The 16678-nt window shown below is 66.5% G+C and carries 11 protein-coding genes; 6 read left to right on the top strand and 5 right to left on the bottom strand.

Annotated features, from left to right (window positions below; genetic code table 11):
• The first annotated feature begins 74 nt into the window (after positions 1–74).
• The 3 genes from SPYCW_RS15085 (at position 75) to SPYCW_RS15095 (ending at position 5869) form a co-directional block, all read left to right on the top strand.
• Positions 75–1649, top strand: coding sequence for a leucyl aminopeptidase (locus SPYCW_RS15085; protein ID WP_232014734.1), 1575 nt, complete (start codon positions 75–77; stop codon positions 1647–1649).
• 163 nt (positions 1650–1812) lie between these two features.
• A complete protein-coding gene (clpB, locus tag SPYCW_RS15090) occupies positions 1813–4392 on the top strand; it encodes an ATP-dependent chaperone ClpB (protein WP_120217488.1) in 2580 nt (859 codons plus the stop codon).
• A 22-nt stretch (positions 4393–4414) separates the two neighbouring features.
• The gene (locus SPYCW_RS15095; RefSeq protein ID WP_120217489.1) at positions 4415–5869 is read left to right on the top strand and encodes a tetratricopeptide repeat-containing sulfotransferase family protein; all 1455 of its coding nucleotides are present in this window, start codon (positions 4415–4417) and stop codon (positions 5867–5869) included.
• A gap of 34 nt (positions 5870–5903) precedes the next feature.
• Here SPYCW_RS15095 and SPYCW_RS15100 read toward each other — a convergent pair whose 3' ends face one another.
• Positions 5904–7157 carry an aspartyl/asparaginyl beta-hydroxylase domain-containing protein gene (locus tag SPYCW_RS15100; protein ID WP_120217490.1) on the bottom strand — a complete coding sequence of 418 codons (1254 nt, stop codon included), beginning with the start codon at positions 7155–7157 and terminating at the stop codon, positions 5904–5906.
• A 59-nt stretch (positions 7158–7216) separates the two neighbouring features.
• On the opposite strand from SPYCW_RS15100, the gene SPYCW_RS15105 reads away from it, so the two are divergent.
• Complete coding sequence (locus SPYCW_RS15105) at positions 7217–8242, top strand: hypothetical protein (protein ID WP_120217491.1); 1026 nt, start codon at positions 7217–7219, stop codon at positions 8240–8242.
• A gap of 317 nt (positions 8243–8559) precedes the next feature.
• On the opposite strand, the gene SPYCW_RS15110 is transcribed toward SPYCW_RS15105, so the two are convergent.
• The 4 genes from SPYCW_RS15110 to xseA form a co-directional block, all read right to left on the bottom strand.
• The gene (locus SPYCW_RS15110) at positions 8560–11517 is read right to left on the bottom strand and encodes a TonB-dependent receptor domain-containing protein (RefSeq protein ID WP_120217492.1); all 2958 of its coding nucleotides are present in this window, start codon (positions 11515–11517) and stop codon (positions 8560–8562) included.
• A gap of 266 nt (positions 11518–11783) precedes the next feature.
• Positions 11784–12725 carry a M23 family metallopeptidase gene (locus tag SPYCW_RS15115; protein ID WP_120217493.1) on the bottom strand — a complete coding sequence of 314 codons (942 nt, stop codon included), beginning with the start codon at positions 12723–12725 and terminating at the stop codon, positions 11784–11786.
• The gene (locus tag SPYCW_RS15120; RefSeq protein ID WP_120217494.1) at positions 12722–12934 is read right to left on the bottom strand and encodes a DUF2093 domain-containing protein; all 213 of its coding nucleotides are present in this window, start codon (positions 12932–12934) and stop codon (positions 12722–12724) included. The genes SPYCW_RS15115 and SPYCW_RS15120 overlap by 4 nt, the downstream gene beginning before the upstream one ends.
• Positions 12935–13011: 77 nt before the next feature.
• The gene (gene xseA / locus SPYCW_RS15125; RefSeq protein ID WP_120218335.1) at positions 13012–14469 is read right to left on the bottom strand and encodes an exodeoxyribonuclease VII large subunit; all 1458 of its coding nucleotides are present in this window, start codon (positions 14467–14469) and stop codon (positions 13012–13014) included.
• Between xseA and purD the strand changes: the two genes are divergently transcribed.
• On the top strand, positions 14468–15745 hold the full coding sequence (gene purD / locus SPYCW_RS15130; RefSeq protein ID WP_120217495.1) for a phosphoribosylamine--glycine ligase: 1278 nt from the start codon (positions 14468–14470) through the stop codon (positions 15743–15745). The genes xseA and purD overlap by 2 nt on opposite strands.
• Positions 15746–15865: 120 nt before the next feature.
• On the top strand, positions 15866–16507 hold the full coding sequence (locus SPYCW_RS15135) for a hypothetical protein (RefSeq protein WP_120217496.1): 642 nt from the start codon (positions 15866–15868) through the stop codon (positions 16505–16507).
• The last annotated feature ends 171 nt before the right edge of the window (positions 16508–16678 follow it).

A 16678-nucleotide genomic window follows, 5' to 3' on the forward strand; every position in this document is an offset into this window, starting at 1 on the left:
GTTCGTCGAGCCGAATTTGCGATCAGGCGCCACTTGGTTATGCAGGGCGCCATAACTTCAAACGGGGAATTTCCATGAATCACAAAAGCCTGCTTCTTGCCGCGTGCCTATCGTTCGCCTTGGTCCCGCCCGCTATGGCGCAGACGGTGACCGGGTCGGGCGTGATCCCGGCGACCGCCAGCAATAGCGCCGAACGCGCGATCGGCTTTGCGGCGAGCGCCCCGGCAAGCGGCGCGCTCGTCATCGCGATGACCGACGCCGCGCTGCCGCCGCTCGACGGGATCGCGCTCGGCGCCGCCGAACGTCAGGCGGTGACCGCCGCGATCGCCGCCGCGACCTTCGACGGCAAAGCCGGATCGACGCTGTCCCTGCGCGGGATCGGCACCTATTCGCGCATCCTGCTGGTCGGCACCGGCGCCACCCCGACCTCGCTCGCGCTCGCCGAAGCAGGCGGCAAGGCGGCGCAGGAACTGAAAAGCGAAGCCCAGCCGGTGACGATCGCCGGCGCGTTCGGCGATGCGTCCGCCGCCGATGTCGCTTATGGCTTCGCGCTCGGCCAATATCGTTTCGACCGGTACAAGACGGTCGACAAAAAGGCACCGCCGAGCGGCGCCGTGACCGTCGTGGGCGCCAATCCGGCTGCGGCCGAAGCCGCCTTCAACGGGCGCTGGAAACCGCTGGTCGATGGCGTCCGCCTGTCGCGCGACCTCGCCAACGAACCCGCGAACATCATCTATCCCGAAAGCTTCGTCGCCCGGGTGCGTGAAGCCTTTGCCGGCACCGCCGGGGTCAGCATCGAGGTGCTCGACGAAGCCGCGATGCGCAAGCTCGGCATGGGGACGATCGTCGGGGTTGGTCAGGGCAGCCCGCGCGGTTCGCGCCTGATGCTGGTGCGCTATCGCGGCGCCAATGCCCCCGCCGCGCCGATGGCATTTGTCGGCAAGGGGATCACCTTTGATTCGGGCGGCATTTCGCTGAAGCCCGGCGCGGGCATGTGGGACATGAAGGGCGATATGTCGGGCGCCGCCTCGGTCATGGGCGCGGTGCTGTCGCTCGCCAAATCGCGCGCCTCCGCGCATGTCGTCGGGGTCGCGGCGCTTGCCGAAAACATGCCCGACGGAAATGCCCAGCGTCCCGGCGACGTCACCCGCACGATGTCGGGCAAGACGATCGAGATGCTCAACAGCGACGCTGAAGGGCGCCTCGTCCTCGCCGACGCCAACGAATATGTCGCACAGGCGTACAAACCGCGCGCGATCGTCAATATCGCGACGCTGACCGGCGCGATCGTCGGCGCACTCGACGATCAATATGCCGGGCTGTTCGCGCGCGACGAAAAGCTCGCCGCGGCGCTGCTCGCCGCCGGAACCGCGAGCGGCGAGGAAGTGTGGCGGATGCCGCTGCACAAAAATTATGCCGAAAAGATCAAGTCGGACATCGCCGACATTCGCAACATCGCGCCAAGCCAGGGGCCGGGCGCCAGCATCGGCGCGCATGTCATCGGCTATTTCGTCGACGAAGCGACGCCCTGGGCGCATCTCGACATCGCCGGGGTGAACCAGGCCGACAAGGCATCGCCCTTGGTTCCCAAGGGGATGAGCGGCTTCGGTGTCCGCTTGCTCGATCAACTGGCACGCAGCGGGGAGTAACGGCCCTCAGCTCCGTTCGTGTCGAGCGAAGTCGAGACACGCTGAATGCGTGTGCGGCGGATGGGCATCTCAACGTCACTCGATGCGAACGGGAACTGGTACCAGCCCCTTGTGTTGCCAAATGGCAACACTATCTTGGTCTGCGAGAAAGGGGCTTTCCGTCATGAACCTCGAAAAATTCACCGACCGCGCCAAGGGATTCCTGCAAGCCGCGCAGACGATCGCGATCCGCATGAACCATCAGCGGATTTCGCCCGAGCATATCGCCAAGGCGCTGCTTGAGGACAGTGAAGGCATGGCCGCCGGCCTGATCGCGAAGAGCGGCGGGGACGCCGCACGCGCGGTCGCCGGCATTGACGCCTTGCTTGCCAAGGTTCCCGCCGTATCCGGATCGGGCGCGCAGGCAACGCCGGGTCTCGACAATGACGCGGTGCGCCTGCTCGATCAGGCCGAACAGGTGGCCACCAAAGCAGGCGACGGCTATGTCACCGTCGAACGGCTGCTGCTGGCCATGGTGCTGGCGAGCGGCACCCCAGTCGGCAAGGCTTTTGCCGATGCCGGGCTCACGCCCGACGCGCTGAACACCGCGATCAACGAGCTGCGTGGCGGGCGCAGCGCCGACACCGCGAGCAGCGAAGATCGTTATGACGCGCTCAAGAAATTCGCCCGCGACCTCACCGACGTCGCGCGCGAGGGCAAGCTCGACCCGGTCATCGGCCGTGACGAGGAAATCCGCCGCACGATCCAGATCCTTGCCCGCCGCACCAAGAATAATCCGGTGCTGATTGGCGAACCCGGGGTCGGGAAGACCGTGATCGCCGAGGGGCTCGCGCTGCGTATCGTCAACGGCGACGTGCCCGACAGTCTCAAGGATCGCCGCCTGCTGTCGCTCGACATGGGCGCCTTGATCGCAGGCGCCAAATATCGCGGTGAATTCGAGGAGCGGTTGAAAGGCGTGCTCGATGACGTCAAGGCCGCCGAGGGCGAGATCATCCTGTTCATCGACGAGATGCATACGCTGGTCGGTGCGGGCAAGGGTGAGGGCGCGATGGACGCGTCGAACCTGCTGAAACCCGCACTCGCGCGTGGGGAGCTGCATTGCATCGGCGCGACGACGCTCGACGAATATCGCAAGCATGTCGAAAAGGACCCCGCGCTCCAGCGGCGCTTCCAGCCGGTGTTCGTGGGCGAGCCGACGGTCGAGGATTCGATCTCGATCCTGCGCGGGCTCAAGGAAAAATACGAGCTGCACCACGGGGTGCGGATCACCGACGGCGCGATCGTCGCCGCCGCGACGCTGTCGAACCGATACATCTCGGACCGCTTCCTGCCCGACAAGGCGATCGACCTGATGGACGAGGCCGCGAGCCGCATCCGTATGGAGGTCGAATCGAAGCCGGAGGAAATCGAGACGCTCGACCGCCGGATCATCCAGATGAAGATCGAGGAATCGGCGCTGTCGAAGGAAAGCGACGCCGCGTCGAAGGATCGGCTGGCCACGTTGCAAGCCGAACTCGCCAACCTCGAACAGCAATCGGCCGAACTCACCCAGAAATGGCAGGCCGAAAAGGACAAGATCCACGCCGAAGCGAAGATCAAGGAAGAGCTCGACGCTGCGCGCTCGGCGCTTGAACAGGCGCAGCGCGCGGGCGACCTCGCGAAAGCAGGCGAGCTAAGCTACGGCACGATCCCCGCGCTCGAAAGGCAGCTCGAAGAGGCGCAGGCCATCTCGAGCAACGCAATGTTGCGCGAGGAGGTCACCGCGGACGATATCGCTGCGGTGGTCAGCAAATGGACCGGCATCCCCGTCGACCGCATGATGGAAGGCGAGCGCGAGAAATTGCTGGGCATGGAAGCAACCCTTGCCAGCCGCGTCATCGGTCAGGACGAGGCGGTGCGCGCCGTATCGACCGCGGTACGGCGCGCGCGCGCCGGGCTGCAGGATCCCAATCGCCCGCTCGGCAGCTTTCTGTTCCTCGGCCCGACGGGCGTCGGCAAGACCGAGCTGACCAAGGCGCTGGCGCGGTTCCTGTTCGATGACGACAATGCGATGGTCCGCATCGACATGTCCGAATTCATGGAAAAGCACAGCGTTGCGCGGCTGGTCGGCGCGCCCCCGGGCTATGTCGGCTATGAAGAAGGTGGCACGCTGACCGAAGCGGTGCGCCGCCGCCCCTATCAGGTCGTATTGTTCGACGAAGTCGAGAAGGCGCATCAGGACGTGTTCAACATCCTGCTCCAGGTGCTTGACGACGGGCGGTTGACCGACGGACAGGGACGCACGGTCGATTTTACCAACACGCTGATCATCCTGACTTCGAACCTCGGCAGTCAGGCGATCGCCGCGCTGCCCGATGACGCCCCGGTCGAACAGGCCGAACCCGCGGTGATGGAGGTGGTGCGCGCGCATTTCCGGCCCGAGTTCCTGAACCGGCTCGACGAGATCGTGTTGTTCAATCGCTTGGCGCAGCAGCATATGGCCGGGATCGTCGATATTCAGGTCGCGCGGGTGCAGAAGTTGCTGACCGACCGCAAGGTGACATTGGAGCTTACCGATGCGGCACGCGCGTGGCTGGGCCGGGTTGGTTATGATCCGGTCTATGGCGCACGCCCGCTGAAGCGCGCGGTGCAGAAATATCTGCAAGACCCGCTTGCCGATCTGATCCTGAAAGGCGAAGTGAAGGACGGCTCGACGATCCAGGTCGACGAAGGCGACGGCGCGCTGAAACTGACGCCGACATAAGGGCGGCGCAGGAGCGGTTGGCGTGAACGACGAGTGGGCGCGGCTTGACGCTGCGGCAGGGCGAAGCATCGCGCAGGGGCGCCACGCCGACGCCGCAGCGCTGCTGCAGCAAGCGATCGCACTCCGCCCCGATCACGCCGACGGCTGGTTCAATCTCGGCTATGTGCTGCGCCAGACGCGCGCCTATCCCGACGCGCTGAGCGCTTATGCCGAAGCGCTGCGCTTAGGGATCGGCGGCGCCGAGGCGGTACACGTCAATCGCGCCGCCATCCTGTCCGAATATATGGAGCGCACCGACGAAGCCGCGGCCGAATTGCGCGCCGCGCTCGCGATCAATCCCGGCTTCTTGCCCGCCTGGCTCAACCTTGGCGGTCTGATGGAAGATGTCGGCGACGCCGAAGCCGCGGCAGACGCCTATGCCGAGGTGCTGCGCCGCGCCCCCGGCAATGGCCGCGCCCGCGCGCGCCTCGCGGCGATCCGCGTTCACCGCGGCGACACCGCCGCCGCGATCCGCGACCTTGAACGCCAGTTGCAGAGCGGCGCCGACAGCCGGGACGACGCTGCCGAACTCTTCTTCGCCTTGGGCAACGCGCTCGATGCCGCCGGGCGTTATCCTGAAGCCTTTGCGGCGATCACGCAGGCGAACCGGATCAACGCGGCGCTGCGGCCGCCTTCGCGCCGTTACAATCCGGACCGGCTGGAGCGCCTCGTCGATGATCTGATCGCGGCCTTTCCCGCGCGCCCCCAAACTCCGCCGACAACCGATGGCCCCGAAATGCTGTTCATCTGCGGCATGTTCCGCTCGGGATCGACGGTGATCGAACAATTGCTCGGGCGACATCCGCTCGTCCGGATCGGCGGCGAGCTGGAACTGATCCCGGCGCTGGTCCACGAACGCCTGATGCCCTACCCCGCGGCGCTGCAATCCCTGGACGCCGACGCCAAATGCGATCTGCGCGACGCCTATCTGACGGCGGTGGCGGCAAATTTTCCCGGCGCCCGCTATACCACCGACAAGCGGCCCGACAATTTCCTGCATATCGGGCTGATCAAGACCCTCTTTCCCGACGCGCGGATCCTGTGCACCGAACGCGCGGCGCCCGACAATATCCTGTCGATCTATTTCCTGAACTTTGCGGATTCGATCAACTACAGCGACCGGCTGGAGGATGCCGTCCATTATTTCGGTCAGCATCGCCGACTGATGGCGCATTGGCGGGCGATCTTTGGCGACGATATTGTCACGGTTTCATACGACCAGCTGGTCCGGACCCCCGATCAGGTGCTCGCGGCAACGTGGCGCGCGCTTGGTTTGCCGCCGATCGACCCGACAGCCCCGCAAAGCAGCGCCGCACCGGTCATCCGCACCCCCAGCAACTGGAAAGCGCGATCGGCGCTCCACGCGCAATCATCGGGGCGATGGCAAAATTATGCCGCCGAACTGGCGCCGGTCATCGCGGCGCTCGACCGCTTTTAGAAGCGGGACCGCGACCGATCGCCGGGCGACGCGATCAGCCGGCCTGACTGGCGAAGAAGTCGACCAGCAACGCCTGTTCGCGCGATGACAGATGGGGATTCCACACGTCGAAGATCAGCACCAGGCGGTTCTCGTCGCTGCGATTGATCGCTTCATGTTCGATCGTGTCGTCGAACGCAAACGCCTCGCCCTCGACCCATTGCCGCGTCTCGCCGCCGACCCGGAACTCGCAGCCCGGCGGCACGACCAGCGGCAGGTGGATGATCGCACGCGTGTTGGTGACCCCGGTATGCGGCGGAATATGCGCACCGGGGCGCAGCATCGAAAAAAAGGCCGAAGGCGCCTTCCCCGGAATCGGTGCCAGCGGCGCCCGCGCCAAGGCGGCGGCGGTTGCCGGGCAACGATCCAGGACGCGCTGGTTCGGAACGCCATATTCCCACAGGAAACAGGCGGTCCAGTCGAGCGACTGATCGAGCGGCGACCATTTGCTTTCGGGCGCGCCCTCTTCCATCCGCACATAGGGGCGGAGATCCTCGCCGCCCTGTTCGATCAGCGCCAGTCCCTCGCGGCGAATATCCGCCGCCGCGGCCTCCAGCTCGGCAAACCAGGGGAACAGCCGCTTGTCGAAAAATTCATCGGCGGGAAGGAAGGGATAATAGAGCCCGTGACACTCGTTGCGATAGGTGGTGCCGCGCCCCAGGACGATGTCGAGACAGCGGTTGAACCGGCGCATATCGGGATCGGCGGCGCGATCGGCGCCGAACAGGGCGTCGTACCGATCGCTGAGCTTCCCCGCATGCGTGGCCATAAAGGCCTCACCCTGCCGGATCACGTCGAGCACGGGTTGCGGCGGGTTGCTGATCTGGCGACCGACCTGGATCACCGCCGCCCAGGCCAGCACCGCATCGCCCTCCGTCCCGGCGCGCTGTTCGAGTTCCGCCTTGCGAAACAGGGCGGTGAATTGAAAGCGATCGGCCGCCAGCGCGCGATCGAGCGCGGCGCGTTCGCCGGGCACGTCGTCCAGCGCACGCCGCGCCGTCGCCAGGTTGATCCACAGGATCGGTTCGCCCGGATCGGCAGCGGCGGCCTGCTTGAAAAGGTCCGAGGCAGCGTCCCAATTCTGATCCTGCAAATGATGCATCCCGCGCGCGTTCAACAGCTGCGGGTCGTGCGGCGCCAGCGCCAGCGCTGCGTCGAGATGGCGCAGTTCGGCGCCGCGATCGCCGCGCCGCCGCGCGTCGCTGAAGGCGGCCAGGTGTTGCTGGACTTTGTTGGCTTGCTCTGTCACCGTGACGCCTAATCATAGGTTCAAATCGAGCGCAAGTGCGGCGGGATTAGAGACGGATCATGGCCGACAACATCCTGGCCAGCCCAGCGGCATTGGGGGCCGAATGGCTCGCGCACCGGTTCGATGAAGCGACCGGGACGATCCGTTTCGTCGACTATGACCGGCAAACGCGCGCCGCCGTCCCCTTTCTGACCGACGACCATCTGCCGCGCCGGGATTTTCGGTCGATGACGCGCGACGAAGCGCGCGCGATTGGTCAGACGGCGCCGGTTCATTTCATTTTTCACTCGGGATTCTGCTGCTCGACGCTGCTCGCCGCCTGCCTCGACCGACCGGGTCTGGCGAGCGGCCTGAGCGAACCGGTCATCCTCAATGATATCGTCGGGTGGCGGATGCGCGGCGCGCCGCCCGAGGCGATCGGCCCGCTGCTCGCGGACGCGCTGCGCCTGCTCGGGCGGCCCTTCCCCGGCGATCAGGCGGCGGTGGTCAAGCCGTCGAATGTCGTCAACGGGCTGGCGGCGGCCATGCTGGTCATCCAGCCGCAAGCGCGCGCGATCGTCATGCATGCGCCGCTCGACGATTTCCTGACATCGATCGCCAAAAAGGGGCTCGACGGGCGCCGCTGGGTGCGCGAATTGTTCGTGAAGTTGCGTGCCGAAGGACGCGTTCAGGCGTTGGGCTTCACCGACCTCGATTTTCTGGGCCAGACCGATCTGCAGATCGCGGCGATGGCGTGGCTGGCCCAGCAGTCGTTGTTCAGCAGCCTGATCCTTGGCGCCCCCGGCCGCGTTCGCACCCTCGACAGCGCCGCGTTCATGGCCGCGCCCGACGCGGCGCTGCGCCATGCCGCGGCGCATTTCGGCCTGACCCTCGATCCCGCTGAGCTGGCGCAGATTCTCGCCGGGCCGCTGCAACGCAATTCGAAGGACGGCGCGCGCTATAGCGCGGCCGACCGCGCGGCGGATTATGACGCGAGCCGCGCCGCGCATGGCGACGAGATCGCCAAGGTCACCCTGTGGGCACAGGAGGTCGCACGCGCGGTTGGTATCGAAACCACGCTCGGCGCACCGCTGATCGCGCAATAGCCCAGCTTTTCAGCCCGGGCATCCAGCCAGCGGCCCCGGCGATCATGGTCGTCACCGTCTTGCGGCGTTGCGCCACGCGGGCCATCGCGATCGTCGCGAACATCGATCCCGACCACCGGCACCGACGCTGCCGCGCCATTGGCGCTTGATATTGTGCCTAGGCCACCCCCGCCAAAACGGCCGGAAGGATCGCGGACGTGCGCGGCCCGGTTATCCGCAGCCCATTGTCAGCACCTCGCCCACCGGCTCGGTCGTCAGACAAAAGAAAAGGGCGGGCCGCACGCGACCCGCCCTTTCCTGATTTGCGTCTGAAGCGATTAGAACTTCAGGCGTGCCGTGGCGCTGTAACGGCGGCCGATCACGTCGTAGGTCGACGGATAGGTGTTGCCGCTGTTGGCCGAGGTCGTACCGGCCTGACCACCAAGAAGCGGCGGCTTCTTGTCGAGCAGGTTGAACGCGGTCAGCGTCAGGTCGAAATTCTCGGTCACCGAGAACCGCGTCGTCAGGTCGAAATAATCATACGCCTTGATGCGGTTCAGGTTGATCGGCTGGCCGACAATATCGGGGAAGCGCGTGGCGTCGCCGCGCACGAACCCGGTACAGCCGTTGGCGGTGACGCCCGGACCGCAGAGGTTGCCGTTCTGCGAGCGGAAGCTCGACATGTGGCGCCACAACAGCGACACATCGACGCCGTCAAAGCCGAGCGTGGTACGCATCGTCCACGACCATTTCGGCTGCAACTGACCCTGGGCAATACCGCAGTTCACGCTGTAAACGCCGGCACAATTCGGGAAGTTGGTCACCGTTTCCGACGCCTGGAAGGTCGCCTTGCGGGTGTGGTTGCCCGAGAAGTTCAGCGTCAGGTCAGCAAAACCGATGTCGCGCTTGTAGTTCGCGATCAGGTCGAAACCGTCGGTGAACAGGATGCCCGCGTTGCTGAGCGGCGCGGGCAGGCCGCCCGTCGTCGCCGGCGAACCGCTGAGGCGACCCGTTGCCGGGTTGCGGCGGATAGCCGTACAGGCCGGGTTGGTCGCCGAAGCGGCCGACAGACCGGTAAAGCAGGCGGCGATGATGTCGCCCGGCAGCGGTGCGGTGATCGCGTCCGTGACCTTGATGCGGTAGTAGTCGAGCGACAGCGTCAGGCCGGGGATCAGGCCGCGCGGCGTGAACACTGCGCCAACCGTCAACGTCTTCGCCGTTTCCGGGCCGACGTTCGGGTTGCCACCAGTGGTCACGTTCGCCTGACCTGCGGCCGGCTGCTCGATGAAGCCGATCGAAGCTGCGGGCGCACCCTGGGCAAGACAGACAGCGGTCAGATTGGCGTTGCCAATCGGCGCTGCGCCGGCGCAAGGGTCGGTCGCAAGGTTGGTCAGCTGCACGTTGAGCGGCGCGAACAATTCGCCGATGTTCGGTGCACGAACGGCTTTTTGGTAGTTCGCACGGAACTTCAGCGCGTCGACCGGTGCCCAGTTGACGCCGACCTTCCAGCTCGTCGGGCTGAACTTCGGGTTGCCCGGTGCGTCGACCGAGTAACGCGAGTAGCGAATGCCGCCTTCAACCGTCAGATCGTCGAAGAAGGGCTTGTCGCTGACGAGCGGCACGACCAATTCGGCGAACGCTTCGGTGCTGTCATAGGCGCCCGAGAACGGACGGACCGCGCCACCTGCACCGCCGAGCTCGCCCGGAACCTGAGCAAGGTTATCGGGACGCTGCGCAGCGTTATACTTGCGATATTCGCCGCCAAGCGCGAACGACACTTCTTCGCTCGCCCACGGCGATCCGAAACCGGCCGAACCCGACAGCACGCCATGCACCTGCGCCAGCGACGCATATTGCTGGATCGAGCTGGTGATGCCGCCGATGAACGCACCCATTTCCGGGGTGATGCTGCCTTCCGGACCGAACAGGTTCAGCGGGACGCAGCCGTTGGCCGGGTTGGTACAAGCGGTGGTGCTGGTGGCAGCCAGCGCCTGGACAACGCGCGAACGCGAAACGTAGCCGCGGCGGGTTTCGGTGTTTTCCGATTCGCCATAGGCACCGTAGATGTCGAACGAGATATTGTCGGTGATGTTGAAGGTCGCACCGGCCTTGATGTCGAAGATGTTGGTGACATATTCCGACAGGCGCGGCCCGAGTTCCACCGAGCGGCGGTACACGGCGCCAAGCGGGATCGCCTGGTTCGTGTTACAAGCCGCACCCAGCGCGATACCGGCGAAGCCGCAAAGCTGGTCGCGAATGCCGGCCGGCAGATAGGGGTTGTCGCCGTTGATCGTCAGCGCTTCGCCGAAGATACCCGACGACGCGATTTCGGTTTTGACGGTGTTCTTCGAGAACAGGCCGCGACCATAGACGGTCACGCTGTCCGAAACGTCGTAACGGCCTTCACCGTAGAAGTTGAAGCGTTCGTACGGGGTGATGTAGATGTTCGCCGGGTTGAAGTTGTACAGCGAATATTGCGGCACGAGGCTCAGGCCATCGGCGCTGACCTGGCGGTTGCCGGCCACACCGGTGATGCCGAACGAGGTCGGGGTCGCGGTCGGCGAGTCGCCACCGCAGAAGCCCGACAGCGAGTTGAGCACGCACTGGCCGAAACCGCGCGAACCGAACAGCAGCTTGTCGGCTTCAATGTAACCGATCGAGATCACGGCGTTACCGCGGCCATCGTCGAAGTTGGCACCGATCACCAGGTCGGCGCGGAACAGATTGGCGTCGCCCTGTTCGCTGATCTGCTGGGTCGCCGAAAGGTCGATACCGGCAAAGTCGCGCTTGGTGATGAAGTTGACGACACCGGTCACGGCGTCTGCACCATAGGTGGTCGACGCGCCGCCGGTCAGAACGTCGACGCGCTCCACCAGGGCAACCGGGATGTTGTTAAGGTCGACCGCGCCGAAGAAGCTCGACGGCACGAGGCGGGTCGAGTTCAGCATGACGAGGTTGCGGTTGGCGCCGAGGCCGCGAAGGTCGACGCGTGCCGAACCCGCCGAACCGTTGTTGACGTTCGAACCGAGGTTGGGAACGATGCCGGGGGTTTCGCGCAGCAGCAGTTCAGCGCTGGTCGCCTGACGCAGCTGGATTTCGTCTTCGGTGGTGACGTTCACCGGCGACGACTGTTCGAGGTTGGGGTTACGGATCAGCGTACCGGTCACGACGATTTCGCCGGTCGTGGTACCCTCTTCTGCGGCGTCCTGCGCATAGGCAGGAGCCGAAACCAGGGCGACGCTCAGTACGAGCGGCGCAGCGCCTAGCTTCAGCTTAGAAAATTGGGTTTTCTTCACAGTGCAGTCCCTTGCTACTGGTGGATTGAGTTACCCGAGCCCCTGACGCGGCAGCACACAGCCGACGCGCAAACACCCCGATAGCGTGCGGAATGACCTTTCCCTTAGGGCGAGTAAAGGAATTTTCCGGGCTAATCCGCCGTTTCACAAGCCATTGTGACGTATTTGCAACAACCGTGACATTTGGCGAAATACAATATGTCCCAACCGATCATCTTCGACATATTGTTTCATCGGTAACGAATTGGCGCGGCGCGCAACAATATTCAGCTGCCTATCGGACCCGCCAACTTCGCCGGGTCGAGCCGCGCATCGCGCCATTTCAGTCCCCAATGCATGTGCGGCCCGGTCGCGCGGCCCGTGCGCCCGATCGTCCCCAGCACCTGCCCCTGCGCCACCCGATCGCCGACCTTCACGTCGAGCCGCTGGCAATGAAGAAAGGCGCTGGTCAGCCCCATGCCATGGTCGACAATCAGCAGATGGCCCTCCAATGTGAAAGGGGTCGTCGCGGCGAGTACCACCACGCCGTCGGCGGGCGCTACGAAGGGGGTTCCCGCCGGAACCGCAATGTCGGTACCGCTGTGATAGGCGCCGGGCTTGCCCTGATAGACCCGCTGCGCCCCGAAAAAGCCCGACAGTCGCCCGGTGACCGGCCAGCGGAAGCGCTGTTTCCAGCCGTCGGATGTCGCCTCGACGTTTCGCGCTGCCGCAATCTGGGCGAGTTCGGCGGGGCGACGGCGCTGGAAATCGGCGTCGTTTGCCGCACTGCCGCGATACGGCGCGTTGATCTGTTCGATGCGCCACGTCCCGGGCACCACCACAATTTCTTCGACGACCTGCCGCCCGTCACGAACCGTTGCGACAAGGCGCGCGCGGGGGGCCGCATCGCGGTCGAACGCGATCAGGAAACCGCCGTCGGCGGCGACCGGCACCGGCTGGCCGTCGAGCGTCAGCGAGCGGGTATGGCTGGGAACCACCCCCAGCAGCACCCCGCCCTGCTCGGCGCTTCGGCGCGAACCGCGAAAGACGAAGGGTTCGAGTGCCGCGGCCGGGGGCGGCACCGTCGAAGACACCGGCCCTGGCGATGCCCCGGCGGCGGGCGGCGGGGCTGCGACGTCGCGCGCGGCATCGGGCGACACACAGCCAGCGGCAACAAGCAGCAGCGGCAACGCAGCGATCGAGCGCCGCAAATACCCCGCCAGCGTCATGCCCCGCGCGCGGCGTCCAGTGCGGCCTGTACCGAAATGGCGGCGCCGGCATAGGGCTCCTGCCGCGCCACCGACCAGTAGCGCAGCTCGTCGAGCCCGATCGGCGCGCTGGTCACCGCGCACAGCACATGGTCGCCCGGCGACAGGACACGAAATCCATTCGGGCCATATTGGAGGCGGGCGAGGCGGTTGCGGCTGGCGATCAGCATGCGTTGAGTGTCCGTTCAAGAGTCGGTGATTGCGGCCACTATAGCAGCCGGACGCGCGGGGGCCACCCCGGGCGATTTCAGAACAGCTCGCCCTGTCCTCTTTTGGGCGGCGGGGCAGCGGGTCGCCGCGCGGGGCGGGGCGCCGCGGGGGGCAACGGCGCTACGTCACCGCCGGCGACCTCCACCGGAACCTCGCCGTCGGCAAATTGCAGCCGCAGACGCGCTGCCGCCTGCGCCCGCGCGGCGCTGGTAACGATCTCTCCCCCGGCATCGCGCACCATCGCATAGCCCCGCGATAGCAGCGCCCGCGGGTCAAGGCTGTCGAGCAACCGCCCCAACCCGCCCAGCCGCGCGCGATCGCGGTCCCAGCGCCGCGCGAGCAATGCGGGGCGCAGCGCAGCGCCGCGAGTCGCCAGCCGCTCGCCGACCACCGCCAGCCGCTGCCGCTGGCTGCGATCCAATCGGTCGGCACTATCGTCGAGCCGCTGGCGCTGCGGCGCATAGAGCCCTTCGCGCTTCGGCAGGTGGCGCGCCAGCGCGGCGAGCCGTTCGCGCGCCAGCGCCTGATGCCGGTTCGCCGCACCGACCATCCGTCCCGCCCGCTGGAGCAGCAATTCGCGCAGTTCGGCGCGCACCGGCACAGCCATTTCGGCGGCGGCGGTCGGCGTCGGCGCGCGGCGGTCGGCGGCATAATCGGCGAGCGTCGTGTCGGTTTCGTGCCCGACCGCGCTGATCGTCGGGATGCGGCAATCGGCGATCGCCCGCACCACGACTTCTTCGTTGAACGCCCAGAGATCCTCGATCGACCCGCCGCCGCGCGCGACGATGACCAGGTCGGGGCGCGGCACAGGCCCGCCGGGCGCGATGGCGTCAAAACCGCGAATGGCACCCGCGACCTGCGCCGCCGCACCGTCGCCCTGCACCAGCACCGGCCAGACGATGACATGCGTCGGAAAACGGTCGGCAAGGCGGTGGAGGATGTCGCGGATCACCGCGCCCGTCGGCGAAGTCACGACCCCGATGATTCGGGGCAGCCGCGGCAAATCCTGCTTCCGCGCCTGATCGAACAGCCCCTCGGCGCCGAGCCGCGCCTTCAGCTTTTCGAACAGGAGCATCAACGCGCCCTCGCCCGCGACCTCGAGGCTATCGACGACGAGCTGATATTTCGAGCGGCCCGGATAAGTGGTGAGCTTGCCCGTCGCGATCACCTCGATGCCGTCCTCGGGCCGGAAGGCGAGGCGCGCCGCCTGCCCCTTCCACATCACCATGTCGATCAGCGCATTGTCATCCTTCAGCGCCGCATAGAAATGGCCCGAAGCCGCGCGTTTCGCGCCCGACAATTCGCCGCGCACGCGCACGCGTGAAAAGCCGTCCTCGACCGTGCGCTTGATCGCCGCCGACAATTGGCTGACCGTCATGGCGGGCGCCCCCTCGCCGGACGGCGACTGACCAAGATTGTCGCCGGGCGAATGCTCGGCTAACAGCCGCGCCGCGGGGTCGGTTTCGGACGCCGTATCGGGAAAAGGGACAGACATGAACATCCTGCTGGTCGGATCGGGTGGCCGCGAACATGCGCTCAGCTGGCAGTTGGCACAATCGCCAAGCTGCGCCAAGCTCTATGCCGCACCCGGCAACCCCGGCATCGAAGCCCATGCCGAATGCGTCGGCATCGCCGCCGACGACCTCGACGGGCTTGTCGCCTTTTGCACCGCACACGCGATCGACTTCGTCGTCGTCGGCCCCGAAGCGCCGCTCGTCGCGGGGCTCGCCGACCGGCTGCGCGCGCGCGGCATCGCGACCTTCGGCCCCGGCGCCGCCGCGGCGCAGCTTGAGGGCAGCAAGGGCTTTACCAAGGATCTGTGCGCCCGCGCCGCGATCCCGACGGCAGGCTATCGGCGCTGCACCTCCGCCGCAGAGGCGCTGGCAGCGCTCGGCGACTTCGCCATACCCGTCGTCATCAAGGCCGACGGCCTCGCCGCGGGCAAGGGCGTGATCATCGCCGAAACGCGCGCCGATGCCGAAGCCGCGGTCGACGACATGTTCGATGGTGCCTTTGGCGGCGCGGGCGCCGAAGTGGTGATCGAGGAATATATGACCGGCGAGGAAGCGAGCTTCTTTGCCCTGTCCGACGGCACCAATGTGATGGCGTTCGGCAGCGCGCAGGATCACAAGCGCGTCGGCGACGGCGATGTCGGCCCCAACACCGGCGGCATGGGCGCCTATAGCCCCGCCCCCGTGCTCACCGCCGACCTCGAAGCGCAGGTGATGGACCGCATCATCCGCCCGACGGTCGCTACCCTCGCCGCCGAGGGGACGCCTTATGTGGGCGTGCTGTTCGCGGGGCTGATGCTCACCGACAGGGGGCCGAAGCTGATCGAATATAATGCGCGTTTCGGGGATCCCGAATGCCAGGTGCTGATGATGCGCTACGCGGGCGACCTTGCCGCCCTGCTTTACGCCGCATCGACCGGCGCGCTGGCGGATGCGCCGCCCCCCGCCTTCGCCAGCGACTATGCGCTGACGGTGGTGATGGCCGCGAATGGCTATCCGGCGACCCCCGAAAAGGGCGGCGTGATCCATGGCATCGCCGATGCCGAAAGCGGCGGCGTGCGCGTATTTCACGCGGGAACCGCGCGCGACGGCGATACCATCATTGCCGCGGGCGGGCGTGTGCTCAATGTCACCGCGACGGGGCGCACCGTTACCGAGGCGCAGGCGCGTGCCTATGCCGCGGTCGACAAGCTCGATTTCGCCAGCGGCTTCTGCCGCCGCGACATTGGCTGGCGCGAAGTCGCGCGCGAGGCGCGCTGAGGGGCTGGCGCGAAGTCGCGCGCGAGGCGCGCTGACGGGCTGGCGCGCCCGGCCAGGCAAAGCGTTGCTGGACGGCGCGGACGCGCGCGCATAGGCTGACGGCAAGACAGGGAGAACATCATGGCGTGGCTTCAGGAAAATTATGTCATCGCGGTCGTCGGGCTCGTCGTCGCGGTTGTCCTGCTCTGGTTCCTGTTCGGCCGCAAAAAGGCCGAGGATGCCGCGCCGATCGTCACCCCTCCCGCCGAACCGAAAAAGCCGCTCGAAGCGGCAAAGCCCGAGATCGTCGCGGCCGAACCCGCCCGTTTCAAGCCCAGGGAGCCGGCGCCCGCCCCCGCACCGCCGGTCACGCCCCCGGTCGCCGCCCCGCCGTCGGCGCCCCCGACATCCCCGGCACCCGAACCGGTCGTCGAGGTGGCACCCGAACCCGCAGCGCCGCCGCCCGCCGAACCGGCACCTGCTCCGGCGCCTGCGCCCGAACCTGCTCCGGCTCCGGCTCCGGCTGCCGCCAAGGCAGACAATCTGCAGTTGATCAAGGGGCTCGGGCCCAAGCTCGCGGGCCTGCTGAACGGCCTTGGCGTCACCAGCTTCCAACAGATCGCTGACTGGACCGACGCCGATATCGCCGCGATCGACCCCCAGCTCGGCGCCTTCCAGGGCCGCATCGCGCGCGACAATTTCGTCGATCAGGCGGGGTATCTGGCGCGCGGCGACAAGGCGGGGTTCGAAGCGAAATATGGCGCGCTGGGGGGCGAGCTGTAACGACAGGTTCCGACCGGTTGCGGACGTAGCCGATCCTCCCCCAACGGGGGAGGGGGACCACCCGAAGGGTGGTGGAGGGGCACAGGAGGTTACCGCAGCGCTGGGCTGGAAGAGCCAAGCGTTCCGGGAACGTAGCAATGGAGCACGACTTCGGCGGCAAGGCAAACCGAT

Origin of the sequence: Sphingopyxis sp. EG6, assembly GCF_003609815.1 — a bacterium.
GTDB lineage: Bacteria > Pseudomonadota > Alphaproteobacteria > Sphingomonadales > Sphingomonadaceae > Sphingopyxis.